Source organism: Microbacterium sp. zg-B96 (genome assembly GCF_030246865.1).
Taxonomy (GTDB): Bacteria; Actinomycetota; Actinomycetes; order Actinomycetales; family Microbacteriaceae; genus Microbacterium.
Genome location: NZ_CP126738.1, coordinates 231479 through 245490, shown reverse-complemented (window position 1 = coordinate 245490; position 14012 = coordinate 231479). Strand labels below are relative to the sequence as shown.

Below are 14012 nucleotides of genomic sequence, written 5' to 3'. Positions count from 1 at the left end.
ACAGGAAACCCCGCATGGACCCGCTCGTCCTCTACGTCCTCGACCTCGCCGCCGACGAGGATCCCGCCCGGTTCCTGCAGCGCGTCGATCCGCGCGGGGCATTGCTCACCGCGACCGACCTCAGCGCCGCCCGCGGTGACGGGATCTTCGAGACGATCGTCGTGATCCGCGGCGTGCCGCAGGCCCTCGAGGAGCATCTCGACCGCTTCCAGCGGTCGGCGCGGCTGCTGGACCTGCCCGCGCCGAGCCGGGAGCTGTGGCGCCACGCCGTGCTGACCGCCGCGGACGATCTGAGCGGGCGGCACCCGCGCGCCGCGGTGAAGATCGTGCTGTCGCGCGGCGACGAAGCGGGCGACGGGGTACCCACCGGCTGGGCGCTCGGCTTCGCCTCCCTCGCGCCGGCCGCAGCCCCCGCCGCGCTGGATGTCGTGCTGCTGGACCGCGGCTACCGCCACGACGTCGCCGAAACATCGCCCTGGCTGCTGCAGGGCGCCAAGACGCTCTCGTACGCGATCAACATGGCAGCGCTGCGGGAAGCCGCCCGCCGCGGCGCGCAGGACGTCGTCTTCGTCAGCAGCGACGGGTTCGTTCTGGAGGGGCCGACCTCGACCCTGGTCGCGCGGATCGACGGCGAGTACGTCACCCCGCCGGCCGAACTGGGCGTCCTGCCCGGAACGACGCAGGCGGACGTGTTCGCGGGTCTCCGAGCCTGGGGCGAGCACGTGTCGACGCGACCGCTGATGGTTCCCGACCTGCTGCGCGCCGACGCGGCGTGGCTGTGCTCGAGTGTGCGAGGCGCCGCGGCGGTACGGTCGATCGACGGGGCGCCGTGTCCGGTCGACGACGTGACGACGGCGCGGCTGCGCAATCACCTGGACGCGCGGAGGGCGTGACGACATGATCCCTGTCATCGACGGGCACAATGACCTCCCCTGGGCCAGCCGCGAACACTGCGGCTATGACACCAGCGGGCTGCGCGGTGCTGTGCCGCAGCTGCACACCGACCTGCCGCGGCTGGCTGCCGGCGGCGTGGCGGGGCAGTTCTGGTCGGTGTGGGTGGACCCCGTGCTGACGGGCGCCGAGCAGGTCACCGCGACCCTGGAACAGATCGACTTCGTACACCGGCTGGTCGGCGATCACCCCGGCCGGCTCGCGTTCGCCCGAACCGCCGCCGACGTGCGCGCCGCGATGGCGGCGGAACGGTTGGCCTGCCTCATCGGCGTCGAGGGTGGTGCGCAGCTGAACGGCTCGCTCGCGGTGCTGCGCCAGTACGCCCGGCTGGGGGCGCGCTACCTCACTCTCACGTGGTCGCTGACGACGGACTGGGCTGACTCCGCCACCGACGTCGCGCGCCACGGCGGGCTGAGCGAGTTCGGGCGCGAGGTCGTACGCGAACTGAACCGCATCGGCGTGCTGGTGGACCTCGCGCACGTGGCGCCGAGCACGATGCGCGACGCGCTGCAGGTGAGCATCCGCCCCGTGATCGTCAGCCACTCGGCAGCGCTTGCGCTGTGCGATCACCCTCGCAACGTGCCCGACGACGTGCTGGCCGCGATCGGCGCCGGCGGCGGCGTGGTCATGGTGGCCTTCGTCCCCTCGTTCGTGTCCCAGGCGCGTCGCGATTGGGTGCTCGCCGGCCAGCAGGGTCCCGCGCCCGAGGTGGGCATCTCGCAGGTCGCCGACCACATCGAGCACGTCCGCGCCGTCGCGGGAGTGCACGCGGTCGGTCTCGGTGCCGACTACGACGGAACGGATGCCATGCCCACCGGGCTCCACGACGTGTCGACGTACCAGGATCTGCTGGCCGAACTGCGCCGCCGCGGCTGGTCGCAGGGCGAGCTGGAGGCCCTCGCCCACGGCAACGTGCTGCGCGTGCTGGCGGCGTCGGATGTCGATCACCTCGCGTTCCTCGCCGGCCGCGCCGCACCCCCGTCAGCTGCGGCGCTGACCTGCGCCGTCGACACCGCGGCGCGTGCCGCGGCGCGCCCCCGCGTGCTGGCGGTGCAGAACGACGATTCCTCCGGTCCGCGGCGTCTCCGCCGGTGGCTCGAGGAGGAGGGCATCGCCGTCGAGCTGGTGCGCGGTGCCGACGGCCTGCCCGGTGACATCGCCGGCTACGACGGACTGCTGCTGCTGGGCGGCGGACTCATGCCCGACGAGGACGACCAGGCGCCCTGGCTCGCGCAGGAGCGGCAGCTCGCGCGGCAGGCCATCGATGCCGACCTGCCGACCCTCGGCGTGTGCCTGGGCGGACAGCTGCTGGCACACGTCGCCGGCGGCGAAGTGCGCGCGTCGTTCGGGCCGAAGGAGCGCGGCGCGACCGCGATCACCACCTCCGCGGCGGGCCGGGCGGACCCGGTCATGCAAGCCCTCGGCGCCGGGGCACCGATGATCGAGAACCATCAGGACATGATCACGGCACTGCCGCCGGACGCCGTCCTGCTCGCATCCAGCGACGCCGTCGCGCACCAGGCGTTCCGGCTCGGCCGGCACGTGCGGGGGGTGCAGTTCCACCCCGAGGTGTGCGCCGACGACCTGCAGAACTGGCAGGAGCCGACCACGCCGGCGCCAGGGGATCGGCCGGTGGCGGAGCTGGTGGATGCCGCGCGCGCCGTCGACGAACACAACACGCGGGTCAGTCGCGCGCTCACGGGCGCGTTCGCCGCCGAGGTGCGTGCCGCCGCCGATGCCCGCCTGGCCACCACCGCGGTCGCAGCCGACGACTGCGCAGCGGTCGGGGCACCCCTCTCATGACCGGGCACCGCACCGTCGGCATCCGCCATGCCGTTCCGCCTGCCGAAGCGCCCGCTGAGTGGGCTGCGCAGGCCGAGGCCGCACTGGCCGATCACCTGGATGCCGACACGATCCGCAGGGCGCCGGCGTGCATCGCCGCCGTCTCCCACCGCGGCCGGATAATCGCCGTGGCCCGCCAAGGCCAGCCGCGACGGGACGGCGTCGCCACCGGTCGGCGCACCGTCTTTCGCATCGCGTCGATGTCCAAGAGCTTCCTGGCAGCCACCGCGCTGTCGCTGCGGGACGAGGGGCTGCTCGACCTGCATGCCCCGGCCGATCGCCTCGTGCCGGGCCTGGCCGCGGCGCGGTTCGACGGCGCGCCCGCGGTGACGACGCTCGACGCCCTGCTGTCCAACCGCGGCGGGCTCGCCGAAGACAACCCGTGGGGCGATGACCATCTGGGCGACTCGCGCGAGCAGATGGCCACCCTCGTGGCCGCCGGCCTGACGCTGTCGGCGCGGCCTGGTACCGAGTACCAGTACTCCAACATCGGCCAGTCGCTCGTCGGCCGCGCCATCGAGGCGGTGACCGGGCGCGACGTGGAGAGCGTCGTGCGCGAGCGCATCCTCGAACCGCTGGGCCTGACCCACACGCGCCCCGACGCCGGGGACTATCCCACCGGCACCGACCTGGCCGCGGGCTTCCGGACGTTCGACGACGGCGCCACGTTCACCCCGGAGCCCTATGTCGGCTCGGGCGCGCTGGCGTGCATCGGCAGCCTGTTCAGCACCGTCGACGACATCGCGACGTGGATGCAGTTCCTCGGCTCGGCGTTCGGGGACGACCCCGCCGCGCCCGATGTGCTCGGCGCCGCGTCCCGCCGCGAGATGCAGACGGCCCGCACCCTGATGCCCGCCGGCGGCAGCAGGTTCGCCGGCCGCGACCTCGACGGGGCCGGCTACGGGTACGGGCTCATGATCGAGCACGACCGGCGCTTCGGCCGCATCGTGCAGCACGCCGGGGGGCTTCCCGGCTTCTCTTCGCACATGCGGTGGCACCCGGCCACCGGCATCGGGGTCGTCGTGTTCGGCAACAGCGACGCGTTCGGTGCGGGCGGTGTCGCCGGCGCCATGCTCGGCGACGTGCTGGGCCGCATCCACGCGCCGTCGGCCGTCGTGCGGCCCTGGCGGCAGACCATCGCCGCCGCCCGCCGCATCGACCTGCTGCTGCGCACCGGCCGGCCGCTGTCGGATGCCGGAGCGCTCCTGGCCCGCAACGTGCTGCGGGACGTCCCCGAGCCGGTGCGCGAGCAGCGCCTGCGTGCGGCGTTGGCCCAGGTCGGACCGGTGCGCCCCGACCTGGCGCCGCTCGAGCAGCGGGTGATCGGGGCGACCGACGGCTCCGCGCTGCGCTGGAGCGTGCCGTGCGAGCGCGGCGCCTTGGTCTGCGATGTGCGCATGGTGGGCTTGCCCGACCCGATCGTGCAGGCGTTCACGATCGCCATCGCCGGCCCGACCGGCCGCAAACCCGAGGACGAGACGGCGGATGTGACCGACCACCACGCCGTGGACCTCGGGTGAGGCTTCGGCTCAGCCCAGCGAGCTGAGCCCGTCCTCCGCGGCGCCCCGGCCGGCGGCGGTGAGGGCCTGATCGATCGTGGAATGCACGAGCGTGGCCAAGTAGCTGCCGGGATTGACCACGCCCGCCTGCGCGAGGAGGGCGGTGGACTGCGCCACGATCGACCGCGAGAACTCGGTGGCCGTCGCGATCGCCTCGGCGTAGGCGGCGCGATCCTCTTCGGCGATGACGACCGGTTCGCAACCGAGCTCCACCGCCAGCGCCTGCGCGATCGGCAGCACGGCCGCCGGCGCCGCCACCGCGGCGTGGGCGTCGACGAGCTGGCGCACATCGATCGAGGTGCCGGTGAAGGTGATGGCCGGATGCAGCGCGAGCGGGATCGCGCCCTTCGACGCGGCCGGAGCGAGCACCCCGAAGCCGTACGAGGGATCGGTGTGCAGCACCAGCTGGCCGATCTGCCACGCGCCGACATCGGCGAGGCCCTGCACCAGGCCGGGAAGCTCCGCCGACGGAACCGCGATGACCACGAGCTCGCTGCGGCGAGCGACCTCGGTGGCATCCAGCACCGGCACGCCGGGCAGGATCGCCTCGACCCGATCGGGGTCGGATCCGCCGGTGATGCCCACCACCGCGTGTCCGGCGCCGGCCAGCGCCGCACCGATCACCGGTCCCACCCGGCCGGCGCCGATCACCCCGACCCCGAGTCGCGAGCTGCGCATCATCGCGGGTCCTCCGGCAGCACGGCATCCGGCGGCCGCGCCTCCGGCCGCTCGGAGGTCGGCGGAAGCGCATCGCGCCGCTCCGGGTCGGGTGGCCGCACCCGCCGCAGCATCGGCGGCACCTGCAGGTCCGGGTCATCCTCCCCCGCCCACCGGTGCGAGCGGTCGGTCGCGGCCGCGCGCACGGCGGCGGCGGCCACGGCGTCGAACACGCCCAGCGCGTCGTCGCGGTCAATCGCGGAGACGTTCGCGTAGACGGGTCCGGTGACGATGTGGCCTCGTACCGCGGCGACGCGCAGCAGCCGGTCCAGCGGTCCCTGATGGATCGCCACGCTCTGCAGCCGCGCCAGCGGCAGGATGGCGAGCTTGCGCCAGATCGCGCCGCGTCGCAGCAGCAGCAGGTCGTCGGTCAGCACGAAGCCGTTGCGCCGCCAGGACAGCAGCCGGATGATGCGGGCGCGTTTCGGGGTGGTCGTGAACGGGTCGCCCTCGGCCGGACCGTCGACCCCCTGACGCACGAGCGCCGGCAGATCGCCGTCGGCGATGTGGGGCAGCAGCAGGTGCAGCACCCGCTCCACGTCGGCGTAGGTGCCCACCGGCAGCACGGTGGTGAACTGGTCCGTCGTGGTGTCCGCGGCGCTGCGCCCGGTGAGCCGGTTCATCTTGATGGTCCACCAGCCGAAGCCGCGCCACAGGATCGACTGGCTCACCTCGAGCGCATGTACCCGGCCCGGCGGCACGATCTCGGTGACGGTGGTCAGCAGGCCGAAGGTGATGCGCACGCCGTCGGGGGTCGGCGCGATCGAGTACCGCAGCGACCGCACGATCTGGCGGATCCAGTAGGCGCCGAAACCGATGAGCGCCGGCACGAAGCTCAGCAGCAGCCACGGCACCCCGGCGACGGCACCGATGATGACGGCGATCACGCCGAGCAGCAGCCCCACCGTGGCGGGGCTGATGATCTGGGATGCCACGAGGCGGCCGGCCGGGATGTGCACGACCGATTCGGGGGCGCTGGATGCCTGGTCATCGCCCTCGATGAGTCCGGTCAGCCCCCGGCTGACCGTCTGCGACAGCGAGCCGCCGGCGCGGGCGGATGCCGCGTCGCCCAGGCGCCGGCCGGAGGCCAGCCGCAGGATGTCGGCGCGCACCTCTTCGGCGTTCGTCGTGGTGAGGTAGTCGAGTTTGACGTTGGAGTCGGTGCCGGCACCGACGACCTCGAGCTTGGCCATCCCCAGCAGCCGCGCGACCATCGGGCGGGTGAGGTTGACGCCCTGCACGCGGTCCAGCGGCGCGCGCCGCTGGGTGCGGAAGAAGATGCCGCTTTTCACCTCGACGTCGTCGTCGGTGATACGGAAGGTGTGGAACCGCCAGGACAGGTAGAACCCGGCCACGAGCGCGAGGATGACCGCGAGCAGGATCAGCAGCGCCACGACCAGCAGGTTGTTGGCGAGCACCCAGTCGATGGCGTCGCCGGTGTCCCACTCCCCAGCCTCGTCCTCCCCCATCCCGGGGACGAACAGCGCGATGAGCCGGTCGCGGAGGTTCGCCACGATCACACCGACCACCACGATAAGGGCGAGCCCGCCGCGCAGCAGCGGAGTCAGTGGGTGCACGCGGTGCCATTCGCCGTCACTGAGCGGCGAACGAACGAGTGCCGGCGGCGGGGAAGTGTCCTGGTCGGTCATCGCGGGATCCGTCACAAGCCCGTGCGCCGGCTCTCGGCGACGGCGATGAGGTGGTCGCGCAGCGCCTCGGCGGCCTGCTGCGACAGGCCGGGGATCGTCACCCCGGTCGTGGCGGCGGCGGTGACGAACTTCAGCTGGGCGATGCCGAACCCGCGGTCCAGCGGTCCGTGCGTGATGTCGACCAGCTGCATCCGCCCGTACGGCACCGCGACCATGCGCTGCCACAGGATGCCGCGGCGGAAGACGAGATCGTCGTCGCGCAGCTGATAGCCGATCGCGCGCACCTGGCGGGGCATGATCGCGATCGTCCACACCATGATGACGGTGAGGATGCCGCCGGGGATGAACGCCCACGTCTGCTGCAGCGCGAGCGCGAGCACCAGCATCGCGACGACGATGATCAGCAGGATGGCACCGTTGGCGATCAGCTGCACCCACAGGTACTTACGGGAGATCTGGTGCCACACCCCGCGTTCCAGCGCGAGCCGGTTCTCGCTGCCCGGTTCGATCAGCCGGTTGTACGTGCCGGCGTCGAGCGCACTGTCGATCCCCGGCGCGGTCACGCCCCCGTCAGTGGTGGGAGGGAGTGGCGCCGGGCCCGGGGGCGGGGGGTTGGTCATCGTCGTCCTTCCGGATGGTGCACAGCTGCTCGGCGACCAGTCCTGCCGCCACGAGGATCGCGCCGCCGATCACCGTCGCGAGGATCGTCGCCACCGAGCCTAACGAGGGTTCGGCCGGCCGGGAGGCCAAGAAGGCACCGAGTCCCAGCGCGAAGCCGGCCACCCCTGCCCCGACGATGCTGGAGGCCTTGGCGAGCATCGCGATCCGCAGCGCCTGGAACGGGTTCACCGGCCGCGCCCCGTCGGGGGCGGTCCCACGCGTCGCGCGAGCGATCGGCAGCGCGAACACGATGAGGAGGGCTCCGAGGGCCACCAGCAGCACCGGCAGCATCAGCGACGGCGAGAACGTGGACCGCCCGCTCGCGGTGAGGGCCTGGTCCACGAGGAACCCGGCGCCCAGGCCCAGCAGGGCGGTGACGGCCAGGATGCCGGCGCCGGTGCGTTTCACGAGTGCTCCTCCGCCGCGGTGTCCCGCAGCCGTTGCAGCAGTTCGGCCACCCTGCCGTATCCGGGGAGCTCCGCGTCGGGGTCCACGGTCAACCACGGGCGCAGCACGAAGTCGCGCTCCGCCGCGCGGGGGTGCGGCAGCAGCAGCGCAGGGTCGGCGCTGCGCACATCACCGTAGGTGATGAGGTCCAGATCCAGCGTGCGCGACTGCCACCGCGCGGCGTCCCGGTCGCGCGGGGGGCGACCGTGGTGGGCTTCGATGGCGTGCAGGTACTCCAGCAGCACACTCGGTGCCAGCCGGGTGTGCACCAGCGCGACGGCGTTGAGATAGGCCGGCGCCTGCGGATCGGGGCCGTCGGCGGTCAACGCGACGGTCTCGATCGGTGCCGACGCGATGATCTCGGTCGTCAGCGGCATCCGCGCCAGCTGCTGCACCGCCTCGGTCATCGTCGCGGCGCGGTCACCCAGGTTCGCCCCCAGCGCGACGACGGCCACGCTCGGCGGGACCGACGGCGTCTCGGTGTCCGCCGAGATGCCCTGCGCAAGTCGGCGGTTCACGGCATCCTCCCGCGGGTGATGGTCACGGTCACGTCGTCGAACGGCACCGGGATGGGTGCGGCGGGCTTGTGCAGCGTCACCCGCACGCGCTCCACGAGGTCACGGGCAAGGACGGCGTCCGCGATGCGCGCCGCGAGCGTCTCGAGCAGGTCCACCGGGTCACCGGCGAGGATGGCCGCGACCTGCTCGGCCAGCTCGCCGTAGTGCACGGTATGGGCGACGTCGTCGCTGGCCGCGGCCCGCTCGGTCGACAGGTGAAGCACCACGTCGGCGACGAACTCCTGCCCGTCGCGGCGCTCGTCGGGGTACACCCCGTGATGTCCGAACGCGCGGATGCCGGTGACGGCGATCTCGTCGAGGTCGCTCACGAAGCGACTCCTTCCTGCCAGGCGCGCGCCACGCGCAGCGCGTCGCGCGTGGCGGCGACATCGTGCACGCGCACCGCCCACGCCCCTGCTTGCGCCGCCAGCACACTGGTGACGGCGGTCGCAAGATCGCGCCGCCGCTGATCGTCCTCGTGCCCGGCGGCATCCGCGGGCTCGAGCGTCTCGAGCCCGTCGAGCGCCTCGAGCAGGAAGCGCTTGCGGCTCGTGCCCACCAGCACCCGGGGGCCCAGCGCCACCAGCTCGGGGAGCCGTGAAAGCACCTGCCAGTTCTGGTCCCCCCGCTTGCCGAAGCCGATGCCGGGATCGACGACGATGCGCTCGGTCGGGATGCCGGCGGCGCGGGCCGCCGCCACCCGGGCGCGCAGCTCGGCCACGACCTCGCCGGCGACGTCGGCGTAGTGCGCCCCGGCGTACATGTCGGTGGAGTGGCCGCGCCAGTGGCCGATGACCAGCTCGGCGTCGGTGACGGCGACAGCGGCGAACAGGGCGTCGTCGGCCAGCCCGCCGGAGACGTCGTTGACGATCCGCGCCCCGGCGGCTACGGCAGCGGCGGCGGTGTCGGCGTTCATGGTGTCGATGCTGACCACGACCCCCGCGGCGGCCAGGGCCGCCACGACCGGCAGCACCCGCTCCTGCTCGACCGCCGCGGTGACGCGCTCGGACCCGGGGCGGGTCGATTCACCGCCCACGTCGACGATGTCGGCACCGCCGGCGACCAGCTGCAGGCCGTGGGCGATCGCGGCATCCGTCTGGGCGTACCGCCCGCCGTCACTGAAGGAGTCGGGGGTCACGTTGACGATTCCCATCACGACGGTCACCGACGGCTCCCCGCCAGCAGTGCCATGACCTCGGTGCGCGCCGCCGGGTCGGTCATCTCGCCGCGGGCGGCCACCGTCACCGTCGAGGCATCCGGCTGCCTGCCACCGCGCATCGTGACGCACTGATGCGTGGCGTCGAGCACGACCAGCACGCCGCGGGCGTCGATGGCGCCGGCGATCGTGTCGGCCACCTGCTCGCCCAGCCGCTCCTGCACCTGCGGGCGGGACGCGAGGATGTCGACGACCCGCGGGAGGGCGCCCAACCCCACGACCTGCTCGCCGGGGAGGTACGCGATGTGGGCGTGCCCGGCGAACGGCAGCAGGTGGTGCTCGCAGATGGAACGGAAGCGGATGTCGCGCAGCATCACCGCGCCCGACGGCAGCGTGTCGGGGGCAGGACCGCGCGAGACCGAGATCGTGTGCGCGAGGGGCTCGGCGGGATCGGCGCCCACGCCGGCGAAGAACTCGGCGTAGGTGTCGGCCACGCGCTGCGGCGTCAACCGCAGGCCCGGACGGTCGGGATCCTCCCCGATCGCAACGAGCAATTCCCGCACCAGGGCGGACACGCGATCACGGTCGACGGACACACCCCGAGCCTACGCGGTTGCGGGTCGTGCCTGCCCGGTGGGACGGCGACGAGTGGCCTTCTCGACCGCTTCATCGGCCTCGACCGCGGCGGCGAGCCCGGCGTCCTCACGGCGGCGCGGCACCTCGACCGGCGGCCGCGGCGACACCGGTCGCTCACTGCTGGACAGCCACTGCGGACGCGGCGGCAGGTGCGTGATGTCCTTGAAGATCTCGGCCAGCTCGATGTGGTCGAGGGTCTCCTTCTCCAGCAGCGCCAGCGCGAGCTTATCGAGCACGTCGCGGTTCTCGTTGATCACCTGGTACGCCTCGTTGTGCGCCTGCTCGATCAGGTCCCGCACCTGCATGTCGACGCGCTCGGCGACCGACTCCGAGAAGTCGCGGCCGTGACCCATGTCTCGCCCGAGGAACATCTCACCGGATGCCGCTCCCAGCTTCACCGGGCCGACCTCGGTGGTCATGCCGTACTCGGTGACCATCTTGCGGGCGATGCTCGTCGCCTTCTCGATGTCGTTGGAGGCGCCGGTGGTGGGGTCGTGGAAGATGACCTCCTCGGCGACGCGGCCACCCATCGCGTAGGCCAGCTGGTCCTGCAGCTCGTTGCGCGTGATGGAGTACTTGTCGTCCAGCGGCAGCACCATCGTGTAGCCGAGAGCCTTGCCGCGCGGCAGGATCGTGACCTTCGTCACCGGATCGGTGTGGTTCATCGCCGCCGCCGTCAGGGCGTGGCCGCCCTCGTGGTACGCGGTGATGAGCTTTTCCTTGTCCTTCATCACGCGGGTACGCCGCTGCGGGCCGGCGATCACGCGGTCAATGGCCTCGTCGAGGGCCCGCATGTCGATCAGCTGCGCGTTGGAGCGCGCCGTCAGCAGCGCGGCCTCGTTGAGCACGTTCGCCAGATCCGCGCCCGTGAACCCGGGCGTCTTGCGCGCGACGACCTCGAGGTCGACCGAGTCGGCGAGCGGCTTGCCGCGCCCGTGCACTTCGAGGATCTTCAGTCGGCCCTTGAGGTCGGGGGCATCCACACCGATCTGCCGGTCGAAGCGGCCGGGGCGCAGCAGCGCGGGGTCGAGGATGTCGGGGCGGTTGGTGGCCGCGATGACGATGACGTTCGCCTTGGGGTCGAAGCCGTCCATCTCGACGAGCATCTGGTTGAGCGTCTGCTCCCGCTCGTCGTGACCGCCGCCGAGTCCGGCACCGCGGTGACGACCGACGGCATCGATCTCGTCGATGAAGATGATCGCGGGGGCGTTCTCCTTGGCCTGCGTGAACAGATCACGCACGCGGCTGGCGCCGACGCCGACGAACATCTCGACGAAGTCCGAACCCGAGATCGAGTAGAACGGCACGCCCGCTTCACCGGCGACGGCGCGGGCGAGCAGGGTCTTGCCGGTTCCGGGAGGACCGTACAGCAGCACGCCCTTGGGGATGCGTGCGCCGACGGCCTGGAAGCGGGCCGGGTCCTTCAGGAAGTCCTTGATCTCCTGCATCTCCTCGATCGCCTCGTCGGCGCCCGCGACGTCCTGGAACGTGACGGTGGGAGTCTCCTTGGTGACCAGCTTGGCGCGCGACTTGCCGAACTGCATCACCTTGCCGCCGCCGCCCTGGGCAGACGACAGCAGGAACCAGAACAGCAGACCCAGCAGCAGAATCGGCAGGAACAGCGAGATGAAGCCGTCGAACCAGGTCGCACGCGGCACGGCGTCGTTGAAGCCGTCCTTGGGCTCGGCGGCATCGATCGCGCTGATGACCTCGTCGGCACGGGCCTCGACGTAGTAGAACTGCACGTCGGTCGCCCCGTCGTGGGGTTCGGACAGCGTCATGTCCACTCGTTGGTCGCCGTCGGTGTTGAGCACCTCGGTGACCGTGCCGCCCTTGAGCAGCTCCAAGCCCTCTTGGGTCGTGATCTGCTTCGCCCCGCCGAGGCTGGAGATGAGCGAGAACCCGACCAGCAGCAGCACGCCGACCAGCAGAATGTAGATCAGCGGGTTGCGAGTGATCTTCTTGAAGTCCATGGTGCGGGCCGACGCCCGATCCCTTTCGTCGGAGAGCAACCCGTGCACAGGGACGGGCGACAGGGAATCAGGCTACCGCGCCGCGCCACGGACGATCTGTGCATTCGCCCAGGGCTGAATAGGCGGGTGCTCAGGCGTAGACGTGCGGGGCGAGCACCGCGACGTCGCGCAGGTTGCGGTAGCGCTCGGCGTAGTCCAGGCCATAGCCCACGACGAACTCGTTCGGGATGTCGAAGCCGACGTAGCGGCAGTCGATCTCGACCTTGGCCGCTTCCGGCTTGCGCAGCAGCGCCAGCACCTCGATGGACTCCGCCCCGCGGGAGGCGAAGTTCTCCAGCAGCCAGCTGAGGGTGAGACCGGAGTCGATGATGTCCTCGACGATCAGCACGTGCTTGCCGTGCAGGTCGGTGTCGAGGTCCTTGCGGATCTGCACGACGCCGCTGGACTTCGTGCCGGCACCGTAGGAGGACACCGCCATCCAGTCCATCGTGATGTCGCTCTGCAGCGACCGGGCCAAGTCGGCCATGACCATGACCGCTCCCTTGAGCACGCCCACCAGCAGCAGGTCCTTGCCGGCGTAGTCCTCATCGACCTGCGCCGCGAGCTGGTCGAGCTTCTCCCGGATCTGCTCCTCGGTGACGAGGATGGTCGAAAGCTGGTCCGAGATGTCAGCTGCACGCATGGGTCAAGTGTAGGTATCCGCCGGACCCGCCGTGAACTCGACCAGACCGTCGCGGCGACGGGCGCGGCATCCTGGGAGGTCGATCGGTCCCTGACCGGACCAATCGGTGACCAGCCGCGCCACCTCGAGGGTCTGCGTGCGGGTGAGGGAGACCCCGAATTCGCTGGCCACGACGTGGCGGATGATGCGGTGGCGCAGCGCCGGCGGGTTCGCGGCCAGCGCCGCGACCGACACCGCGATGCCCGCCTCGGCCGGCTGCACGATGTCTTCGATCGTCTCGTCGATCATCTCGGCGAAGGCCTCGGCGTCTTCGCGCAGCTGCTCGGCGGTGCGGGCGAGCGCCTCGGCGACGCCGGGGCCGAGCTCAGCCTCGAGCATCGGCAGCACCCGCTCACGCACTCGCACGCGGGCGAACCGGGTGTCGGAGTTGTGCGGGTCCTGCCACGGCGTCAGCCCGATCGCTTCGCACGCCGCCCGCACCGTCTCGCGGCGCACCGCCAGCAGCGGGCGCAGCCACAGCACCCCGGTCGCCTCGTCGCGGCGGGCGGGCGCCATGGCGGCCAGGCTCGCCGCACCCGACCCGCGGGCAAGGCCCAGCAGCACGGTCTCGGCCTGGTCGTCGAGGGTGTGCCCGAGCAGCACGGCCACGGCGCCCTGCGCCGCCTGCGCAAGGGCGCGGTAACGGGCGTCGCGCGCTGCGGCCTCGGGGCCGCCGGGTCCGTCGACGGTGACCGGGACCACCGTGGCGTCGATGCCCAGCGCGGATGCCGCGCGCGCGGCATCCGCTGCCGTCTCAGCCGAGCCGTCCTGCAAGCCGTGGTCGACGGTGACGCTGCGCACCGTCAGCCCGAGCTTCGGTGCCTCGAACGCGGTGGCCGCGGCCAGCGCCAGCGAATCGGCGCCGCCGGAGAGGGCAACCACGACGGTGCCGGACCCGGCGAACGGCTGCAGTGCGGCGCGCACGGCACGGCGGATCTCGGCGACGGCGGGGCTGAGGGACGGCACGCGACAACGGTAGCCGCCCCACGCCATGCACAACGTCGCCAAACCGGGCCGCGCAGTCCCCACGGGGGCGGTTTCCGGCGGCCCCGGCGCCGGATCAGCGACGTTGTGCACGCCGGATCGGGTCACAACTCAGGAAAACCGGCCCGTCGGGGCCCCACCAGGCCGCGGCACCCCGGTT

Annotated in this window: 14 protein-coding genes; 3 read left to right on the top strand and 11 right to left on the bottom strand. The window is 72.2% G+C overall.

Annotation, left to right across the window (positions count from 1 at the left end; translation table 11 throughout):
• The first annotated feature begins 14 nt into the window (after positions 1-14).
• The 3 genes from QNO11_RS01135 to QNO11_RS01120 are packed head-to-tail and all read left to right on the top strand — an operon-like array spanning position 15 to position 4313.
• Entirely contained in the window at positions 15-893 is an 879-nt protein-coding gene (locus QNO11_RS01135) for an aminodeoxychorismate lyase (RefSeq protein ID WP_257508886.1), read from the top strand.
• 4 nt (positions 894-897) lie between these two features.
• On the top strand, positions 898-2754 hold the full coding sequence (locus QNO11_RS16255; protein ID WP_306817299.1) for a membrane dipeptidase: 1857 nt from the start codon (positions 898-900) through the stop codon (positions 2752-2754).
• Positions 2751-4313 (top strand): serine hydrolase domain-containing protein, encoded by a 1563-nt coding sequence (locus QNO11_RS01120; protein WP_257508885.1) that lies wholly within the window; start codon positions 2751-2753, stop codon positions 4311-4313. The genes QNO11_RS16255 and QNO11_RS01120 overlap by 4 nt, the downstream gene beginning before the upstream one ends.
• 9 nt (positions 4314-4322) lie before the next feature.
• Here QNO11_RS01120 and QNO11_RS01115 read toward each other — a convergent pair whose 3' ends face one another.
• From QNO11_RS01115 to tilS, 11 genes are all read right to left on the bottom strand, one after another.
• Positions 4323-5033 (bottom strand): DUF2520 domain-containing protein, encoded by a 711-nt coding sequence (locus QNO11_RS01115; RefSeq protein WP_257508884.1) that lies wholly within the window; start codon positions 5031-5033, stop codon positions 4323-4325.
• Positions 5030-6718, bottom strand: a complete 1689-nt coding sequence (locus QNO11_RS01110; RefSeq protein ID WP_257508883.1) for a PH domain-containing protein — start codon at positions 6716-6718, stop codon at positions 5030-5032. Before QNO11_RS01110 ends, QNO11_RS01115 begins: the two co-directional genes overlap by 4 nt.
• Before the next feature lie 11 nt (positions 6719-6729).
• On the bottom strand, positions 6730-7338 hold the full coding sequence (locus QNO11_RS01105) for a PH domain-containing protein (protein ID WP_374113816.1): 609 nt from the start codon (positions 7336-7338) through the stop codon (positions 6730-6732).
• A complete protein-coding gene (locus QNO11_RS01100) occupies positions 7289-7786 on the bottom strand; it encodes a DUF3180 domain-containing protein (protein ID WP_257508881.1) in 498 nt (165 codons plus the stop codon). Before QNO11_RS01100 ends, QNO11_RS01105 begins: the two co-directional genes overlap by 50 nt.
• Positions 7783-8343 carry a 2-amino-4-hydroxy-6-hydroxymethyldihydropteridine diphosphokinase gene (gene folK, locus QNO11_RS01095; RefSeq protein ID WP_257508880.1) on the bottom strand — a complete coding sequence of 187 codons (561 nt, stop codon included), beginning with the start codon at positions 8341-8343 and terminating at the stop codon, positions 7783-7785. The genes QNO11_RS01100 and folK overlap by 4 nt, the downstream gene beginning before the upstream one ends.
• Complete coding sequence (gene folB / locus QNO11_RS01090; RefSeq protein ID WP_257508879.1) at positions 8340-8711, bottom strand: dihydroneopterin aldolase; 372 nt, start codon at positions 8709-8711, stop codon at positions 8340-8342. The genes folK and folB overlap by 4 nt, the downstream gene beginning before the upstream one ends.
• The gene (gene folP / locus QNO11_RS01085) at positions 8708-9547 is read right to left on the bottom strand and encodes a dihydropteroate synthase (RefSeq protein ID WP_257508878.1); all 840 of its coding nucleotides are present in this window, start codon (positions 9545-9547) and stop codon (positions 8708-8710) included. The genes folB and folP overlap by 4 nt, the downstream gene beginning before the upstream one ends.
• Positions 9544-10134 (bottom strand): GTP cyclohydrolase I, encoded by a 591-nt coding sequence (gene folE, locus QNO11_RS01080; protein ID WP_257508877.1) that lies wholly within the window; start codon positions 10132-10134, stop codon positions 9544-9546. The genes folP and folE overlap by 4 nt, the downstream gene beginning before the upstream one ends.
• 9 nt (positions 10135-10143) lie before the next feature.
• Entirely contained in the window at positions 10144-12147 is a 2004-nt protein-coding gene (gene ftsH / locus QNO11_RS01075) for an ATP-dependent zinc metalloprotease FtsH (protein ID WP_257508876.1), read from the bottom strand.
• Between the two features lie 130 nt (positions 12148-12277).
• A complete protein-coding gene (gene hpt / locus QNO11_RS01070) occupies positions 12278-12829 on the bottom strand; it encodes a hypoxanthine phosphoribosyltransferase (RefSeq protein WP_257508875.1) in 552 nt (183 codons plus the stop codon).
• A gap of 3 nt (positions 12830-12832) precedes the next feature.
• On the bottom strand, positions 12833-13861 hold the full coding sequence (gene tilS / locus QNO11_RS01065) for a tRNA lysidine(34) synthetase TilS (RefSeq protein WP_257508896.1): 1029 nt from the start codon (positions 13859-13861) through the stop codon (positions 12833-12835).
• Positions 13862-14012 lie beyond the last annotated feature (151 nt).

Excerpts from the sequence above, each read along its gene's own strand:
- QNO11_RS01110 (WP_257508883.1), bottom strand. The coding sequence starts at position 6,718 with ATGACCGACCAGGACACTTCCCCGCCGCCGGCACTCGTTCGTTCGCCG.
- tilS (WP_257508896.1), bottom strand. The coding sequence starts at position 13,861 with ATGGCGTGGGGCGGCTACCGTTGTCGCGTGCCGTCCCTCAGCCCCGCC.
- ftsH (WP_257508876.1), bottom strand. The coding sequence starts at position 12,147 with ATGGACTTCAAGAAGATCACTCGCAACCCGCTGATCTACATTCTGCTG.
- QNO11_RS01120 (WP_257508885.1), top strand. The coding sequence starts at position 2,751 with ATGACCGGGCACCGCACCGTCGGCATCCGCCATGCCGTTCCGCCTGCC.
- QNO11_RS01135 (WP_257508886.1), top strand. The coding sequence starts at position 15 with ATGGACCCGCTCGTCCTCTACGTCCTCGACCTCGCCGCCGACGAGGAT.
- QNO11_RS01115 (WP_257508884.1), bottom strand. The coding sequence starts at position 5,033 with ATGATGCGCAGCTCGCGACTCGGGGTCGGGGTGATCGGCGCCGGCCGG.
- QNO11_RS16255 (WP_306817299.1), top strand. The coding sequence starts at position 898 with ATGATCCCTGTCATCGACGGGCACAATGACCTCCCCTGGGCCAGCCGC.
- hpt (WP_257508875.1), bottom strand. The coding sequence starts at position 12,829 with ATGCGTGCAGCTGACATCTCGGACCAGCTTTCGACCATCCTCGTCACC.
- QNO11_RS01105 (WP_374113816.1), bottom strand. The coding sequence starts at position 7,338 with ATGACCAACCCCCCGCCCCCGGGCCCGGCGCCACTCCCTCCCACCACT.